This window comes from Halomonas citrativorans, assembly GCF_014898005.1.
Taxonomy (GTDB): Bacteria; Pseudomonadota; Gammaproteobacteria; order Pseudomonadales; family Halomonadaceae; genus Vreelandella; species Vreelandella citrativorans.
The window spans coordinates 182663-198067 of the sequence record NZ_JABUYX010000002.1; the positions used below are offsets into that span (position 1 = coordinate 182663).

Consider the following 15405-nt stretch of genomic DNA (forward strand, 5'->3'; position numbering starts at 1 on the left):
GATGGATCGGCCCTTTATCGTTACAAATTAAAGCAAAGGGTTACGGACGCTGGCAGTTAGGTGTGTGCCCGCTGTTGCGCGCCTGCTCGTAGGTGGCAAGCGCTGTGTCCATATTGGCTTGTAGGCCCTCAATGCGCTGCCCCTGGCTTGGGTGCGTCGACATCCAGGCCGGTGGCGCGCCACCGCCCGAGGCGGCCTGCATGTTTTCCCAGAGCGTAACGCTTTGACGCGGGTCAAAGCCTGCCTGTGCCATCAGGTCCAGGCCAATCACATCCGCTTCGCTTTCATGGCTACGTGAGAACGGCAAGGCAATGCCGTATTGCGCGCCCATGCCCAGCACGCCCATCAGCTGTTGTCCGCCAGGGGTTTGCATACCCGATGCGCTGGAAATAACCGAAAGCCCTAGTGACGTAGCGTTTTCGGTCGATGCCCGCTCATTGGCGTGGCGGGCAAGTACGTGACCAATTTCATGGCCTACCACGGAGGCCAGTTGATCCTGGTTGGTGGCAACATTCAGCATGCCGGTGTTGACCCCCATATAACCGCCTGGCAGTGCGAAGGCGTTGGGCTGTTCGGCTTCAAATACCCGGATTTGCCAGTCAAGGTTACGCTGTTCAGCCGGTAATACATCCACGATGGCATTGGTGATGCACTGCACATAGCGGTGGCTTGCCTGGCCTGCGGTAGGAATATCCTGCTGGTACTGGGCGAATGCCTGTTGGCCCATCTCGTTAAGCTGGTCATCAGAAAGCAGCAATAATTGCGAGCGTCCGGTAGGGGACGTTGAACAGGCCGCTAAAGAAGCGCATAGCGCAGTAACAGCAAAGGGACGAAGCCAACGCATGAGATGATTTCCTTAAAGATGATTGAATTCCATGCACACAAGATAACCACTGTGCAGGGTAAATCAATCCCCTTGTTGCCACTTAATGCACTTGAGGACAGTGATTAAGGACAGGGATTGAGGCTAGGGGGAAACGCTGAACTGAGCCGACATTTAACCAGATGACTTGACCACGTGGAGCATTGGCTAGCCTCTGTTGCCATGCTGGGCAGAAACAGCTTAACGCTGAGGGATTAGCTGACCATCTTCACCCACATTAAGGCGAATGGTCGGTGTGAGTAGCCCCGCCGGTAGCGTCATGCCTAGGCCGCGTAAATCGCCCGGCGTGATCGCAAGCTCACTGCCTGCGGGTAGTGAGCCTTGAGAGGCAAGCTTCTGGACCAGGTTCAGCATTGGCGCCATTTTTTGGGCATCGGTGCCCAGGATATCAAATGCCACCGGCAGGCGTAGATTGGCGCCGTCGCCCGAGGTTAATGAAACATCCTGGGTATACTCCCCTTCCACGGGGTCAACACCTGGCATGTCCAGCGTCCAGTTAAAGCCTGACATGGCTACCGCCGGCATCCCCGCAGGCAGCCCAAGGCCCATCGCGAGTGTTGCCTGAACCGGCAGGCTACCCATGCCCAGGCTTGAAGCCAGCAGGCTGGTCAAGTCGCTGGTGTCCAGGCCTGCGTCAACGGAGTAGGGGCCAATACGCACATCCTCCACGCCGAGTGAGGTAATGGCCAAGCGAAAGGCAAATAGGCCCGTTTGGGGGAGTGCAAGGCAGCCGGTAAGCAGGCTTGCCAAACTCAGCATCACAAGCCAGCGCCAGTAACGAACGGCATATAACATAAGGTTCCCTCCTGAGAAGGGTGGTGGCGGCAAGCGCCGGGGAGCATGAGCGAGAAGCGCGGCTATTTGAGGGGCCGCGCTGGTTTCTGTCAAGCAGCTTTGTACATGTTAGCTTAAAACAAAAAACGCCTGCTTAAACAAGCAGGCGTTATTACTGCGGGATAGCGCATAGAGCGTTTAGCGACGGCTTTTCCGCGCATCTTTAGTGCGGGTAAGCTCGCGCTTTTTGGCTTTCTCTTTATCACTGGCCCCGGCCATAGAGTCAAACGGGTTATCGCCTGAGCGGAACTCAAACCGCATGGGCGTGCCGCGCACCTTCAACACTTTACGGAAAGTATTGATCAGATAGCGGCGATACGCTTCAGGAACCGACGCGGTCTGATTACCGTGCACAACGATAATCGGCGGATTACTGCCGCCCTGGTGGGCCATACGCAGCTTAATACGCCGCCCGTTAACCATCGGGGGCTGGTGCTGGCTGACCGCATCCTGTAAAAGGGTCGTCAACCGGTTGGTCGACCAGTGTGCGTTGGCCGCATTAAATGCCCGCTCAATGGAGGGGTATAAATCACCCACTGCGGTACCGTGCAGAGCTGAAATAAAGTGCATTTCAGCGTAGTCGGCAAAGCCCAGGCGGCGCTTGATATCGGCACGCATCTTGTCTTTTGCTTCGCTCTCCAGGCCATCCCACTTGTTGATCGCCAGTACCAGCGCACGCCCTGTTGTCAGCACGTAATCCAACAGGTGAAGATCCTGCTCAACCAGGCCGCTGCGGGCATCCAGTACCATCACTGCCACATGACACTCTTTAATCGCGTCAAGGGTTTTGATAATGGAAAACTTCTCGGCAATCTCGCTAACGTTCTTGCGGCGGCGAATACCGGCGGTGTCGATCAACACATACGGCTTGCCGCGGCGCTCGAAAGGAATCTCGATAGCATCACGCGTGGTACCGGCTTCATCGAACACCACGACACGATCTTCACCCAGCAGGCGGTTGACCAGCGTGGATTTGCCCACGTTGGGGCGACCAATGACCCCAATGCGGATGCCTTTGGAACCGATATCCGCTGGAATGCTGGGGTCGCGCTCGGGAAACGGCTCAAGCACGGTATCAATCAGCGTTGAAACGTTACGTCCGTGCGCGGCAGCAATGGCCCAAGGGTCGCCAAGGCCCAGCTTCCAGAAGTCGGCCATGGCCGAGTGCTCTTCCAGACCATCGGTCTTGTTCACCACCAACCAGGTTTTTTTCTGGTTAACGCGTAGGTGGTTGGCAATCGCTTCATCCGCTACGTTAAGCCCGGCACGGGCATCGACCAGGAACAGGACAATATCGGCTTCATCAATCGCGGCAAGCGACTGTTCTGCCATCGCCGCATCAATGCCTTCCTCATCACCACTGATACCGCCGGTATCAATCACCGTATAGGCTTTGCCGCCCAGCATGCCGTTGCCATACTTGCGGTCGCGGGTGAGGCCGGGAAAGTCGGCCACGAGTGCATCACGCGAACGCGTTAGGTGGTTAAAAAGTGTCGATTTGCCCACATTGGGGCGACCGACCAAAGCAATGACGGGTGTCATGGAGTGACTTCCAGGGTTTCCAGACGACCATTGTCGGCCTGGACATGAATGGTGCTGCCATCAGTAATGGGGGACACGCTAATGCCGGATTTATGCACCCGGGTGCGGCCCACGATGTTACCTTCACGCGCGTCGACCAAATGGACATAACCTTCAAAATCGCCAACCACGATACGGCCATCAGCAAAGGCTGGGGCGGTAAGCCAGCGATCTTCAAGTTCATTGTTACGCCATATTTCTTGGCCATTTTCGGCATCAAGCGCGACGAGGTGGCTGTCGTCGGTAACCACATAAAGATAGTTACCCACCATCAGCGGTGAATGGCGGCTAGAGAGATTACTTTCCCAGAGTACGCTGCCGCGTGTGGCTTCCAGTGCCACCACGCGACCGTTGTAACTGGTGACAAACAGGCGGCCGTCAGGCGTAATCAGCGGCTGGCCGGCAATATCGACCAGTCGCTCAACTTCGCTACGGCCACTGGGGGTGGCGATTTGCATATCCCACAGCGGCTGGCCGCTACGGTTATCAAGCGTGGCCAGGCGTCCGTTTGCGAGGCCGACGAAAGTGACCGGGTCAATGACCATCGGCGTCCCGGTACCGCGAAGGGTAAGGGCAGGCTGAGAACTGGTATAAACCCAGCGCTCTTGGCCGTTGGTGCGGTCTAGCGCCGTTATCTGACCATCAACGCTTTGTACGACCAGCAATTGCTGGTTGGCTTGAGGCGCGGCCAGCACTTCGCTGGATACTCTGGAGCGCCAGCTGACGCTGCCATCGCGTTGATCCAGTGCAATTACTTCACCGTTGCGAGTGCCCAGGTAGACCTGGCCTGCAATCGCGGTCAGCGCGCTGGAGATCGGTGTATCAAGCTCTACGCGCCACTCACGATTACCGGTATTAGCGTTTAACGCCATGACCAGGCCTTGTGCATCGGCAGCAAAGATCGTGCTGCCTTCACGGGAAGGGGCGATAGGGTAACGCGCACGGCCCAGGCCGCTGCCGATATTCTGGCGCCACTGGGTGGTCAGATTTGATGTTTCATCAAAGCTACGCAGCTCTTTGGGCGTATACGCGGGTTCGCCTTTATTGGCACAACCTGCCAGCAGAGCAATAGCTACCGCACCTAGCGTCACGCGCATGATCTGTTTGGAAAGACGCAGATTCATCATTGTGTCGCCTCCTCGGCGCCAAGATCGTCAAGCTTGAATGGTACGCCGTAAAGCGTTTGGTCGAGGCTCTCTGCAAGTTCCTGCGCGTTTTGCCAAGCGCTCCGCGCCTGATCGGTTTGCCCTAAGGCTGCGTAGGCGTCACCGCGGACGTTGGCTTGCTGCGCCGCCAGGGCTTCGCTGATCGGCTCATCCAGTAAAGCAAGTGCCGCTTCAGGATTACCGTTGGCGACCTCAATGCGTGCCAGACGCAGCCAGGCCAGGCTTTGCACATAGCGACGCGATGAGTTATCAGCTACCTGCTCAAGAGAGACTTTTGCCGCATCGATATCGCCCTGTTGTACAGCTAACCGAGCGTCCATAAGCAGCGCCAATTCAGCATAGAGCGTTTTGCCGTAATCGTCGGTAAGCTCGCTAATGAGCTCGCGGGCGCTGGCCGTTTGCTGCTCATCCAGCTCGTTGGCCGTGGCAACGTTGACCAATTGCTGGTAGCGCACCGAGGCGGCTTCCGACTGGCCTTGCTGATAGTTTTGCCATGCATTCCAGCCAAAGACGCCCGCAGCAGCAAGAGCGGCACCTGCAATCAGAGAGGTTCCATTCTCTTTCCACCAGCGCTTAACGATGTCCAGCTGCTCTTCTTCGCTTCGATCCGCCACGGGCGGCCTCCTATTGCATAAAATCGCCGCAGCACAGCGGCGATTAGTTATTTGTAAGCGCACAGCGCCTGTTCGGTTGGCTTAGTGGGCCAGCAGGTCGCCTAGCGTGGCAGAAAGTGCCGCTTGGCTCACGCGCTGCTGTTCGCGGTCATCGCGCAAGAACTTAAGCGTGGCGGCGTGTTCGGCCAGTTCGTCCTCGCCCAGCAGGATGGCGATGGGCGCAGCGCTTTTATCGGCCTTTTTCATGCGGCTCTTAAAGCTACCGCCGCCGCAGTGCAGTTGAAGGCGCAAGTCGGGAAGCTCACTACGCAGCTGTTCAGCAAGCGTGAGCGCGGCAATCGTTGCGTTATCGTCCATAGGCAGGAGGTAGACATCGCAGCCGCCCAAGGCTTCGTCCGGCACCAGGCTTAGCGTCTCCAGCAACAGGATTAACCGCTCAATACCCATGGCGAACCCAACCGCCGGGGTCGGTTTGCCGCCCAGCTGTTCCACCATGCCATCGTAACGACCGCCAGCACATACCGTGCCCTGGCTACCCAGCGCACTGGTGGTCCATTCGAACACCGTACGGCAGTAGTAGTCGAGCCCGCGTACCAGGCGAGGGTTGATCACAAAGGGGATACCCGCCGCATCCAGCATGGCTTTCAGCTGCTCGAAGTGTTCGCGCGATGCATCATCAAGATGATCCATGAGCTGCGGGGCGCCGTTAAGCATGTCCGCCATGGCCGGGTTTTTAGAGTCCAGAATGCGCAGCGGGTTAGTGATCAAACGGCGCTGGGAGTCCTCGTCGAGAATCTCGCGGTGCTGCTCAAAGTAGGTCACCAACTTATCGCGGTAGGCGGCGCGCGCCTCGGACGAACCCAGCGAGTTAAGCTCAAGCGTGACATGCTCAAACAGGCCTAGCTCTTTCCACAGGCGCGCCGAGAGCAGAATCACTTCGGCATCGATATCCGGCCCTTCAAAGCCGTATGTCTCAACACCTACCTGATGAAACTGACGATAGCGGCCTTTTTGAGGGCGCTCGTGACGAAACATCGGACCCTGGTACCAAAGCCGTTGGGTCTGGTTGTAGAGCAGGCCGTGTTCCATCGCTGCGCGCACGCAGCTGGCAGTGCCTTCAGGACGCAGTGTCAGGCTATCGCCGTTGCGGTCGTCGAAGGTGTACATCTCTTTTTCGACGATATCGGTCACTTCACCAATCGAGCGGGCGAACAGCGCTGTTTGCTCGACAATCGGCGTGCGAATTTCATCGAAGCCGTAGCGATGCATTAACTGACGTACTTTGGTCTCAAAAAATTGCCAGCGAGGACTATCGCTGGGCAACAGGTCGTTCATACCACGGATGGCTTGAATCTTTTTAACAGCGGACTTGCTCAATGAAAACTCCTCGTTCTGCATCCTGGCTGATGCATGGCCCCGGCATTAAACGCTGCGGGCGATCATGTCATCTTCTTGCTGCTGTTTTTGGCGCACTTTTTCGCGGATCATCCGCTCAAGATCATCCACCAGGTGGTCATTACGCAGTTTGCTGGCCGGTTTGCCGTCGATATACACCAGGTTGGCGGGGCTGCCGCCGGTCAGGCCAATATCGGTCTCTTTTGCTTCACCCGGGCCGTTAACGACGCAGCCAATCACCGAAACATCCAGCGGCGTCATGATGTCTTCCAGACGCTCTTCAAGCTGATTCATGGTGCTGATAACGTCAAAGTTTTGGCGTGAGCAGCTGGGGCAGGCAATAAAGTTGATGCCCTTGGCGCGCAGGCGCAGGCTTTTGAGCATATCAAAGCCGACTTTAATCTCTTCTATCGGGTCGGCGGCAAGTGACACACGAATCGTGTCGCCGATGCCGTCCATCAGCAGCATACCCAGGCCAATAGACGACTTAACGGTGCCCGAGCGCAGCCCGCCTGCTTCGGTAATACCCAAGTGAAGCGGCTGCTCAATGCGCGTGGCAAGGTCACGGTAAGCCGCGACGGCCATAAACACATCAGAGGCTTTTACGCTGACCTTGTACTCTTGAAAATCGAGCCGATCCAGGTGGTCGATATGGCGCATGGCGGATTCTACCAGCGCGGCAGGCGTGGGCTCGCCATACTTTTTCTGAAGGTCTTTTTCCAACGAACCGGCGTTAACGCCAATGCGGATAGGAATGCCGTTATCGCGTGCGGCACTCACCACCGCGCGTACGCGGTCTTCACGGCCAATATTGCCGGGGTTGATGCGCAGGCAGTCAACGCCTAGCTCCGCGACGCGCAGGGCGATCTTGTAGTCAAAGTGAATGTCGGCCACCAACGGCACACCCACCTGCTGCTTGATTTTGCCAAAGGCTTCCGCAGCGTCCATGTCCGGTACGGAGACGCGTACGATGTCAGCACCGGCTTTTTCCAACTGCTGAATCTGCCCAACGGTAGCCGCCACGTCCAGCGTGTTGGTGTTGGTCATGCTCTGTACGGAAATAGGTGCATTTCCGCCTACCGCCACACTGCCGACGTGAATCTGGCGGGACTGGCGGCGTTTTATCGGAGAAGGGGCGTGCATAAGACGGGTCACTCTCCCAGGGTGAATCGGGCGACATTGTTGGCGCCTGCGCGTTCTGCAAGGTTGATCTGCTCACCTTGGTAACGCAGTACGACGCCAGTGGCGTTTCCTACGGTTAAACGAAACGGCGGCACACCTTCAACGGTTACATTGGTGCCGGGCGTTTGTAAGCCAACAAATACACGTTGATTGTTGGCATCGAAAATTTCAGTCCAGGACTGCTCGTTAAACGTGAGCTCCATCTGGCCTGGGTTGCCTGCCGGGGCCGTTGCCGCTTCCTCGGTGGCACCTTCATCAGCGTCTGCTGCATCAGTATTGGTCGCATCTGTATCTGCCGCAATATCAAGCGCGGCAGACTCGTCGACTGTCGCGGTCTGCTCCGCGTTATCGGTAGGCAGCGTTTCACTATTACCAGCGGTATCACCCGTGGCCGTATCGTTTTCCGGCTGGGCAGGCGAGGTGATGGCGGGCTGCTGAGGCGGCGTGGGCTCAGCGCCAGTATCCGATACCGGCGGTACTTCGCTACCTTCTTCAACGCTGGACGTCTCATTAAAGCCAGGCGGCTCGCTGCCACCACGGCTCTGCCACCACATGACGGTTACGCCGATCAGGCCAGCAATCACCAGCAAGGTCACCAGCTTAAATAGCCAGGCGCCCAGCTTTGAGGGGGGCCGACTAACCGCCACCGGAATAACTTTTCGCTCGGCATCCGCGGCGCCATAGCGCTCCTGGTAAGCGTCCAGGATCATATGCTCGCTCAGACCCAGGTATTTGGCGTAGGAGCGCAGGTAGCCACGACGGTAAGCAATAACCGGAATTTCGTCATAATGATCATGCTCAAGGCCAACAACGACGGCCGGGCGTAAATTAAGCGCGCGCGCCGCCTCTCCAATGGGCACGCCGAGCTCTTCTCGTTGGCGCAAGAGCATCTCGCCGGGAGAGGAGGTGGAACGGGAGGAAGTAACGCTATCTTGTAACTGTGTGTCGCTCATGGCTGAGCATCCTTAAAAAATTAAGTGGTCAGGGCGTCAGTTCATAAGGCCAAGCTGGCGCTGGTAATCGGCTGCCGTGGCATGGTCGCCTTGGGCATGAGCGATATCAATTGCCATTTCCAGCGCTGCCCGGTCTGGCCCGGCCAACTGCAAATAGGTGTGCAACGGTGACCAGGCCTCATGGTAATTGCCCTGTGAAACTTCCAGTTCGGCTAACGTCAAGTACCCCCGCGACTGCCGCGGGTCGATACGCTGCGCGCGGGCTAAACGCCCACGCGCTTTATCAAATTCTTCCAGCGCCAAATAACATTGGCCCAGGTTGGTAAAAAGCTGGGCACGGTTGGCGTACTGGGCATCGTTAGATGCGTTTTCCAACTGATCGCAAGCGGCAGCAATATGCCCCTGCTGATACAAAAATGCCGCGTAATTATTGCGGGCACGGGTAAATGTCGGGTCGGCGTCGATCGCTTGTTTAAAATATTGGTCGGCAAGTTCGATGTCGCCCTGCTGTTGATAGACCATGGCCAAGGCCTGCAATGCTTTGGCATGATGCGGGTCGATCTCCAGCGCGTGACCCAGGGCGGTGCGCGCCCGTGGGAGGTTGTTGCGCTCCAGGTAGGCAACGCCGAGCTGCGTATACGCATCCTTGGCGTCATTGCTTGCCTGGGAGGGTAACGTGTTTGATGTGGCACAACCGGCGAGCCATACGCTGCTCAACAGTACAGCGAACATGGGCACCCTAAACGGGTTAAAACGCCTGTAGTGACAGATCATGTTGATCCTCATGGTGTAAATAGCTAACTAACCGCCGGCACAACGAATAAACCGTGTCCATCAAAGCGCTGTGCTCGTCGGAAGTCAAGATAAGCACCGTTTAGTCAGCGTCAATCTGTACCGATTGGATATAGCGAGCGCTGCGCTTTGTTCGGTCTTTCACGCGTCCCACTAACTGACCGCAGGCTGCGTCGATATCCTCACCCCGAGTCATACGAACCGTCGCGTTATACTCCAAATCATACAGCCACTGTTGAAAGCGCATGACCTGGTTGCGTGATGGTTTTTCATATCCTGAGTTAGGAAACGGGTTAAACGGTATCAAATTAATCTTACAGGGCAACTCTTTAAGCAGCGCGGCGAGCTGTTCGGCATGCTCTTGCTGGTCGTTAACATCCTTGATCAGGGTGTATTCAATAGTGACCTGGCGATTGTCCGGGCACTTGGACAGGTAGCGATGACACGCATCCAGCAACATTTGGATGTTGTATTTGCGGTTGATCGGCACCAGTTCATTGCGCAGCTCGTCAGTCGAGGCATGCAGCGAAATAGCCAGGCTTACGTCCATCTCGTCGCCGAGCTTGTCGATCATCGGCACAACGCCTGAGGTCGACAGCGTAACGCGACGCTTGGAGAGCCCGTAGCCGTTGTCATCCAGCATTAACTTCATGGCCGGCACTACGTTGTCAAAGTTGAGCAGGGGTTCGCCCATGCCCATCATGACCACGTTGGTAACCGGGCGGTTAGCGGTGTCACGGCGCGGCCCGACGCTGCGTTGTGCAACCCATACCTGGCCAATGATTTCGGCGGCGGTAAGGTTACGCTGAAAGCCCTGTTTGCCGGTGGAGCAGAAACTACAGTCCAGCGAGCAGCCCACTTGAGAAGAGACGCACAGCGTGCGCCGCTTGCCGTTTTCAGCGGGAATCAGCACGGTTTCAACGTAGCTGCCATCCTCTACTTCTAATACCCACTTACGGGTACCGTCGGCTGAGGTGCCTTCGTAAATAACGCTGGGACCACGAATTTCGGCCACTTTTGCCAGCTTTTCGCGCAACGGTTTGGACAGGTTGGTCATCGCGGTGAAGTCATCGCTACCTTCCTGGTGGATCCACTTCATCAACTGAGCGGCGCGGAATTTCTTCTCGCCAATCGACAAAAAGAACGCTTCCATCTGTTCGCGCGACATGCCAAGCAGGTTCTGGCGCTCAGGCGCTTTTGCCGCTGGCGTTTCACTGTCAGGCGCAGATTGGGGAGCGGGCGTATGTTGGGCTACGGTGGTGGTCATGGTGGTCAGCGTTCTAGAAAGGGCGGGGGCCAGGCCCCCGCGAAAATGGCCGGCAACGAATGTTGAAACGGCGCCGCTAAAAATTAGCGCGGGCAGATTTCGTCATTACCGAAGAAGTAGCTAATTTCGCGCGCAGCGCTTTCTGCAGAATCGGAACCATGGACAGCGTTAGCGTCGATTGTTTCCGCGAAGTCAGCACGAATAGTGCCCGGGGCCGCTTCTTTAGGGTTGGTAGCACCCATCAGATCACGGTTTTTGGCAATCGCGCCTTCACCTTCAAGTACTTGAACAACCACCGGGCCGGACGTCATGAAGCCCACCAGGTCTTTAAAGAACGGACGCTCTTTGTGCTCGGCGTAGAAACCGCCCGCTTTCTCTTCAGAAAGGTGGGTCATTTTAGCAGCAACAACCTGCAGGCCGGCTTTTTCAAAGCGAGCGATGATGTCGCCAATGGCGTTTTTGGCAACGGCATCGGGCTTGATGATAGACAGAGTGCGTTCAGTAGCCATGTAAATATCTCCTTGAGGCCTTTAGAGAAAGGGATAAAGCAGAAATTGCCGCCTCGGCAAACCGGGGCGGCGAAGGAAAATCGTTTCGGCAAAATGACGGTAGTGCCCACCGATTACCGAGTGGGCGCGATTATAGCGCCTCAAACGGGGGTTGAATACCGATGATGACATTGGCGCCTACGGTTTACACCGTAAAGCTTTCACCGCAGCCGCATTCATCTTTAACATTTGGGTTGTTGAACTTGAAAAAGCGGTTCAGCCCTTCGCTGACATAGTCCACTTCGCTACCATCCAGCATCTCAAGTGCATCAGGTGCCACATAAACGCTGGCGCCGTGATCTTCAAAGAGAACTTCGTCACTACCGACTTCATCGGCAAAGTCCAGCACATAGCTGTAGCCCGAGCAGCCGCTGGGCTTGACCGATACACGCAGCCCCAGGCCTTGGCCACGTTCATCAAGCACATGGCGGATCTGTTGTGCGGCAGCTGGGGTAATGTTGAGTGTTGCCATAAGGCGTGCTCCTTGTAAAAGCGCTAGCCGCTTAGCGTGGCAGTATTCGTAAACCGCTCACCGCATGGCGAATGAGGGTTAGCGCGTGATCAATATCGTCTTGCGTGGTGAAGCGTCCAAAACTAAAGCGTAGCGATGAAAGTGCTAGCGTGCGCGGAACGCCTACCCCGAGTAAGACGTAAGAGGGGTCAACGCTTGCCGAGTTGCAAGCGGAGCCGGTAGAAACGGCCACATCGCGCAGGGCCATCAACAGCGACTCACCGTCGATGCCCTCAAACGCGAGGTTCAAAATATTGGGTACTGCGCGGTCAAGTGGAGTATTGGCCACCACGCCATCCAGCGTTTCAAGCCCCTTTAAAAAGCGCTGCTGTAGATGCGTGATATGTGCCTGATCGTTGGCATGCTCTTTTTGCATTAACAAAAATGCTTCACCCATCCCGGCAATTTGATGCGTTGGGAGGGTGCCGGAGCGCATGCCGCGCTCATGCCCGCCACCGTGAATCAATGCCTCAAGGCGAATGTCCGGGTGGCGTTTTACATACAGCGCGCCCACGCCTTTGGGGCCATAGGTTTTATGCCCGGAAAGGGACATTAAATCGATCTTTTGCGCCACCACGTCCAACGGGATTCGGCCAACGGCCTGAGCTGCATCGGTATGGAAAACCGCGCCAAATTCATGAGCGACCTCGGCAAGCACGGCAATATCGTTAATACTGCCTAGCTCGTTGTTGACCGCCATTAACGAAACCAGTGCGGTGTCATCTCGCATGGCAGCGCGTAGCATCTCCGGCGAAATGGTGCCGTCGTGCGCGGGCGTAAGCCAGGTAACGTCAAAGCCTTCGCGCTCAAGCGCAGCCGCTGTATCAATGATTGCCTTATGCTCAATGGTAGAGGTAACCAGGTGCATGCCGCGTTCACGGTTGGCACGCAGGTAGCCAATCAGCGCCAGGTTGTCAGCTTCCGTAGCACCGCTGGTCCAGACAATCTCACGCGGGTCGGCGCCAATGGTATCGGCTACCTGGCGACGCGCCTGCTCCACCACCTGTTCAGCCTGCCAGCCCAGCATATGGCTGCGCGAGGCAGGATTGGCAAATAGCTGGTCAGCGGTCAGGTAGCGCTGCATAACCTCGGCCACGCGGGTATCCACCGGCGTAGTGGCGGCGTAATCCAGATAAATAGGCAGTGAAGGTGTGGTTGTCGTCGTCATGAAGACCCGCTTAATTCAATAGCGCCAGGGCAGCGGTAATAACGCCCTTGGCCATTACGGTGATGAGGCGAGAATACCCGCTTCAACGCGATTTTTTTGCCGTGAGGCAATACGTAGAACATCGGGGCGCTGCATCAATTGGGCAAGGGTGATGTCATCAAGAAAATGCCGAATCTGGCCGGATAATTCGCACCACAAGTGGTGGGTCAGGCAAGTGTTTCCCTGCTGGCAGTCGGATAATCCTTGGCAGCGGGTGGCATCTACCGTTTCATCAACGGCATCAATAACCGCTGAAACGCTAATATCGGCCGCCGGTTTGGCCAGCAAATAGCCGCCGCCCGGGCCGCGAACGCTGCGGACAAGCCCAGAACGGCGCAGGCGCGCAAACAGCTGCTCAAGGTAGGAGAGGGAAATTCCCTGACGCTGCGAAATATCCCCCAGACTGGTCGGGCTGAGCTCGCCGTTCAACGCCAGGTCGAGCATGGCGGTAACGGCGTAACGGCCTTTGGTAGTTAAACGCATGACAGGCACCTCGACACTGAACGTTCAGCGTGCTCCCGGCAAATGTGCTGCCATTATGGGAAAGCCTGAGTAGTTTGGTCAACCTTTAGCCGGAGGCGGCGTGTTGTCATCCGAGCTTTTGGGGGCGCAACCGGTATCGTTTTCATCCAGGATATCGGCGAAGTCTTCATCACGCAGCGCGGGCAGGCTTCCTTCATGGTAACTGCCATCAAGCTTACGCAGCGTTGAGCACATGCGTTCAATGCGCTCATCCACCGCGTGCATGTGATCCAGCATTGCCTGCATGGAGCGGGCCACCGGGTCGGGCATGTCCTGGCTGACACCGTAGGCGTCAAAACCAAATTTTTGGCAGATGGCCTCGCGACGAACCGGGTCTACCTCTAGCGCTTCTTCAACATCGGGGTCGGTGCGTTTAACAATCTTGCCGGGAATGCCCACCACCGTTGCGCCAGGCGGTACTTCCTTGGTGACCACCGCGTTCGAGCCAACCTTTGCACCCGCACCCACGGTAAAGGGGCCGAGAATCTTGGCTCCCGCGCCGACAATGACGCCATCCCCTAGCGTGGGGTGGCGCTTGCCCTTGTTCCAGCTGGTGCCGCCGAGTGTGACGCCCTGATACAGCGTTACGTTGTCACCAACCTGCGCGGTTTCTCCAATCACGACCCCCATGCCGTGATCAATAAAAAAGCGCCTACCGATAGTGGCCCCAGGGTGAATTTCGATGCCGGTCAGCCAGCGGGAAAACGTCGACAGCGTACGGGCCAGCCATTTCAGGTTTTTTTTCCATAGCCAGTGACCGCAACGATGAATTAACAGCGCGTGAAGGCCGGGGTAGTTGGTCAGTACCTCTAAAAAATTGCGGGCCGCCGGGTCGCGGTCAAATACGCTGTTAATGTCTTCACGTAGGCGTTGGAACATGAGTGATCCTTGGTCAGGGCTGGCACGCGGTCATTTAAGGCATCGCGGATGACGTAACGCATCGTTCATCGTTAGCAGGATAGCGAGGTTGGGGCGCGGGTGCGTAACTTCAAGTTATGCCTCACCCCAGGTTTGCGGATGCCGGTTATTGTTTGTCTGCTGATTTTTCCGTTGCGGTTAAAATGCCGCGTAAAATGTTCATCTCCATTTTTTCGGGGCGGGCGCGCAAATAGAGCCTGCGTAGCCGCGCCATCAGCTGACGAGGTTGGGCCGGGTCATGAAATTCAATGGTAATCAGTGTGCGCTCCAGATGCTCGAAATAACGCTCCAGTTCTTCGTGGGGCACTAGCTCATCATCAGCATCTGGTGTGGGCGCTGCGTCCTGCTGGCTTAACCAGGCCATGCGGCTCTCGTAGGCAAGCACCTGTACGGCGGCGGCCAAATTTAGCGAGCTAAAGTCAGCATTGGTGGGGATATGGACATGGGCATGGCAACGCTGCAGCTCGGCGTTGGTCAGGCCGCTATCCTCCCGGCCAAACACCAGTGCGACGCGTGATGTTGGTGCCTGACATTCGCCGGGTAGGCGGTCTGCCAGTTCGCGCGGTGTCAGCATGGGCCAGGGCAGGGTGCGTGAGCGTGCACTCGCGCCAACGGCCAGCGTGCAGTCGGCAACGGCCTCTTCAAGCGTTGTATGTACGCTGGCCTGATGGAGCAGATGATCCGCGCCGGAAGCGCGCGAAATGCTGTCCTGAGTAATGATCTCGCAGCGCGGAGCTACCAGCGCCAAATCGGCCAGACCCATGTTGTGCATGGCGCGAGCAACGCCGCCGATGTTGCCTGGATGGCTGGTGCCGATTAAAACGATACGAATGCGCTCAAGCATAATGATAGGGCTCGATAAATGTGAACAGGGCTTGATGAAGAACAGGGCTTGATACAGAACATAGCGAACAAACGCGGAAAACGAGCAGTTTAGCACGAGTCGATAGCGTGCCCGAGAGGGGTCTGCTAGAATTGCGCGCCATAGGCAATTATTCCTTCGCCTAACGTTCTTTAACATCACTGTGACAA

Annotated in this window: 16 protein-coding genes; all 16 read right to left on the reverse strand. The window is 56.7% G+C overall.

Annotated elements, in window-relative coordinates:
- Window positions 1-40 precede the first annotated feature (40 nt).
- Window positions 41-844: a M48 family metallopeptidase gene (locus INT20_RS03970; RefSeq protein ID WP_172118609.1), complete on the reverse strand. Its 804-nt coding sequence runs from the start codon at window positions 842-844 to the stop codon at window positions 41-43.
- A gap of 219 nt (window positions 845-1063) precedes the next feature.
- On the reverse strand, window positions 1064-1678 hold the full coding sequence (locus INT20_RS03975) for a hypothetical protein (protein ID WP_193055274.1): 615 nt from the start codon (window positions 1676-1678) through the stop codon (window positions 1064-1066).
- 177 nt (window positions 1679-1855) lie between these two features.
- Window positions 1856-3259, reverse strand: a complete 1404-nt coding sequence (gene der, locus INT20_RS03980; protein WP_193055275.1) for a ribosome biogenesis GTPase Der — start codon at window positions 3257-3259, stop codon at window positions 1856-1858.
- Window positions 3256-4425, reverse strand: coding sequence for an outer membrane protein assembly factor BamB (gene bamB, locus INT20_RS03985; protein ID WP_193055276.1), 1170 nt, complete (start codon window positions 4423-4425; stop codon window positions 3256-3258). The genes der and bamB overlap by 4 nt, the downstream gene beginning before the upstream one ends.
- Window positions 4422-5078: a YfgM family protein gene (locus INT20_RS03990; RefSeq protein ID WP_193055277.1), complete on the reverse strand. Its 657-nt coding sequence runs from the start codon at window positions 5076-5078 to the stop codon at window positions 4422-4424. Before INT20_RS03990 ends, bamB begins: the two co-directional genes overlap by 4 nt.
- 81 nt (window positions 5079-5159) lie before the next feature.
- Window positions 5160-6455: a histidine--tRNA ligase gene (gene hisS / locus INT20_RS03995; protein WP_193055278.1), complete on the reverse strand. Its 1296-nt coding sequence runs from the start codon at window positions 6453-6455 to the stop codon at window positions 5160-5162.
- A gap of 45 nt (window positions 6456-6500) precedes the next feature.
- On the reverse strand, window positions 6501-7616 hold the full coding sequence (gene ispG, locus INT20_RS04000) for a flavodoxin-dependent (E)-4-hydroxy-3-methylbut-2-enyl-diphosphate synthase (protein WP_193055279.1): 1116 nt from the start codon (window positions 7614-7616) through the stop codon (window positions 6501-6503).
- A gap of 8 nt (window positions 7617-7624) precedes the next feature.
- Complete coding sequence (locus tag INT20_RS04005) at window positions 7625-8608, reverse strand: RodZ domain-containing protein (protein ID WP_193055280.1); 984 nt, start codon at window positions 8606-8608, stop codon at window positions 7625-7627.
- A 36-nt stretch (window positions 8609-8644) separates the two neighbouring features.
- Window positions 8645-9382, reverse strand: coding sequence for a type IV pilus biogenesis/stability protein PilW (gene pilW, locus INT20_RS04010; RefSeq protein ID WP_193055281.1), 738 nt, complete (start codon window positions 9380-9382; stop codon window positions 8645-8647).
- A 100-nt stretch (window positions 9383-9482) separates the two neighbouring features.
- A complete protein-coding gene (rlmN, locus tag INT20_RS04015; protein WP_193055282.1) occupies window positions 9483-10667 on the reverse strand; it encodes a 23S rRNA (adenine(2503)-C(2))-methyltransferase RlmN in 1185 nt (394 codons plus the stop codon).
- Window positions 10668-10750: 83 nt separating this feature from the next.
- Entirely contained in the window at window positions 10751-11176 is a 426-nt protein-coding gene (gene ndk, locus INT20_RS04020) for a nucleoside-diphosphate kinase (RefSeq protein ID WP_087106555.1), read from the reverse strand.
- 184 nt (window positions 11177-11360) lie between these two features.
- Window positions 11361-11687 (reverse strand): HesB/IscA family protein, encoded by a 327-nt coding sequence (locus INT20_RS04025; protein WP_087106557.1) that lies wholly within the window; start codon window positions 11685-11687, stop codon window positions 11361-11363.
- 31 nt (window positions 11688-11718) lie between these two features.
- Complete coding sequence (locus tag INT20_RS04030) at window positions 11719-12894, reverse strand: aminotransferase class V-fold PLP-dependent enzyme (protein WP_193055283.1); 1176 nt, start codon at window positions 12892-12894, stop codon at window positions 11719-11721.
- Between the two features lie 54 nt (window positions 12895-12948).
- A complete protein-coding gene (locus INT20_RS04035; protein ID WP_193055284.1) occupies window positions 12949-13416 on the reverse strand; it encodes a Fe-S cluster assembly transcription factor in 468 nt (155 codons plus the stop codon).
- Window positions 13417-13494: 78 nt separating this feature from the next.
- Window positions 13495-14334 carry a serine O-acetyltransferase gene (cysE, locus tag INT20_RS04040; RefSeq protein WP_193055285.1) on the reverse strand — a complete coding sequence of 280 codons (840 nt, stop codon included), beginning with the start codon at window positions 14332-14334 and terminating at the stop codon, window positions 13495-13497.
- Between the two features lie 145 nt (window positions 14335-14479).
- Window positions 14480-15217: a tRNA (cytosine(32)/uridine(32)-2'-O)-methyltransferase TrmJ gene (gene trmJ, locus INT20_RS04045; RefSeq protein WP_193055286.1), complete on the reverse strand. Its 738-nt coding sequence runs from the start codon at window positions 15215-15217 to the stop codon at window positions 14480-14482.
- Window positions 15218-15405 lie beyond the last annotated feature (188 nt).

Bases quoted from the DNA above. Each gene is read 5' to 3' on its own strand.
- INT20_RS03970 (WP_172118609.1), bottom strand. From the start codon at position 844: ATGCGTTGGCTTCGTCCCTTTGCTGTTACTGCGCTATGCGCTTCTTTA.
- INT20_RS03975 (WP_193055274.1), bottom strand. From the start codon at position 1,678: ATGTTATATGCCGTTCGTTACTGGCGCTGGCTTGTGATGCTGAGTTTG.
- der (WP_193055275.1), bottom strand. From the start codon at position 3,259: ATGACACCCGTCATTGCTTTGGTCGGTCGCCCCAATGTGGGCAAATCG.
- bamB (WP_193055276.1), bottom strand. From the start codon at position 4,425: ATGATGAATCTGCGTCTTTCCAAACAGATCATGCGCGTGACGCTAGGT.
- ispG (WP_193055279.1), bottom strand. From the start codon at position 7,616: ATGCACGCCCCTTCTCCGATAAAACGCCGCCAGTCCCGCCAGATTCAC.
- INT20_RS04005 (WP_193055280.1), bottom strand. From the start codon at position 8,608: ATGAGCGACACACAGTTACAAGATAGCGTTACTTCCTCCCGTTCCACC.
- pilW (WP_193055281.1), bottom strand. From the start codon at position 9,382: ATGATCTGTCACTACAGGCGTTTTAACCCGTTTAGGGTGCCCATGTTC.
- rlmN (WP_193055282.1), bottom strand. From the start codon at position 10,667: ATGACCACCACCGTAGCCCAACATACGCCCGCTCCCCAATCTGCGCCT.
- ndk (WP_087106555.1), bottom strand. From the start codon at position 11,176: ATGGCTACTGAACGCACTCTGTCTATCATCAAGCCCGATGCCGTTGCC.
- INT20_RS04025 (WP_087106557.1), bottom strand. From the start codon at position 11,687: ATGGCAACACTCAACATTACCCCAGCTGCCGCACAACAGATCCGCCAT.
- INT20_RS04030 (WP_193055283.1), bottom strand. From the start codon at position 12,894: ATGACGACGACAACCACACCTTCACTGCCTATTTATCTGGATTACGCC.
- INT20_RS04035 (WP_193055284.1), bottom strand. From the start codon at position 13,416: ATGCGTTTAACTACCAAAGGCCGTTACGCCGTTACCGCCATGCTCGAC.
- cysE (WP_193055285.1), bottom strand. From the start codon at position 14,334: ATGTTCCAACGCCTACGTGAAGACATTAACAGCGTATTTGACCGCGAC.
- trmJ (WP_193055286.1), bottom strand. From the start codon at position 15,217: ATGCTTGAGCGCATTCGTATCGTTTTAATCGGCACCAGCCATCCAGGC.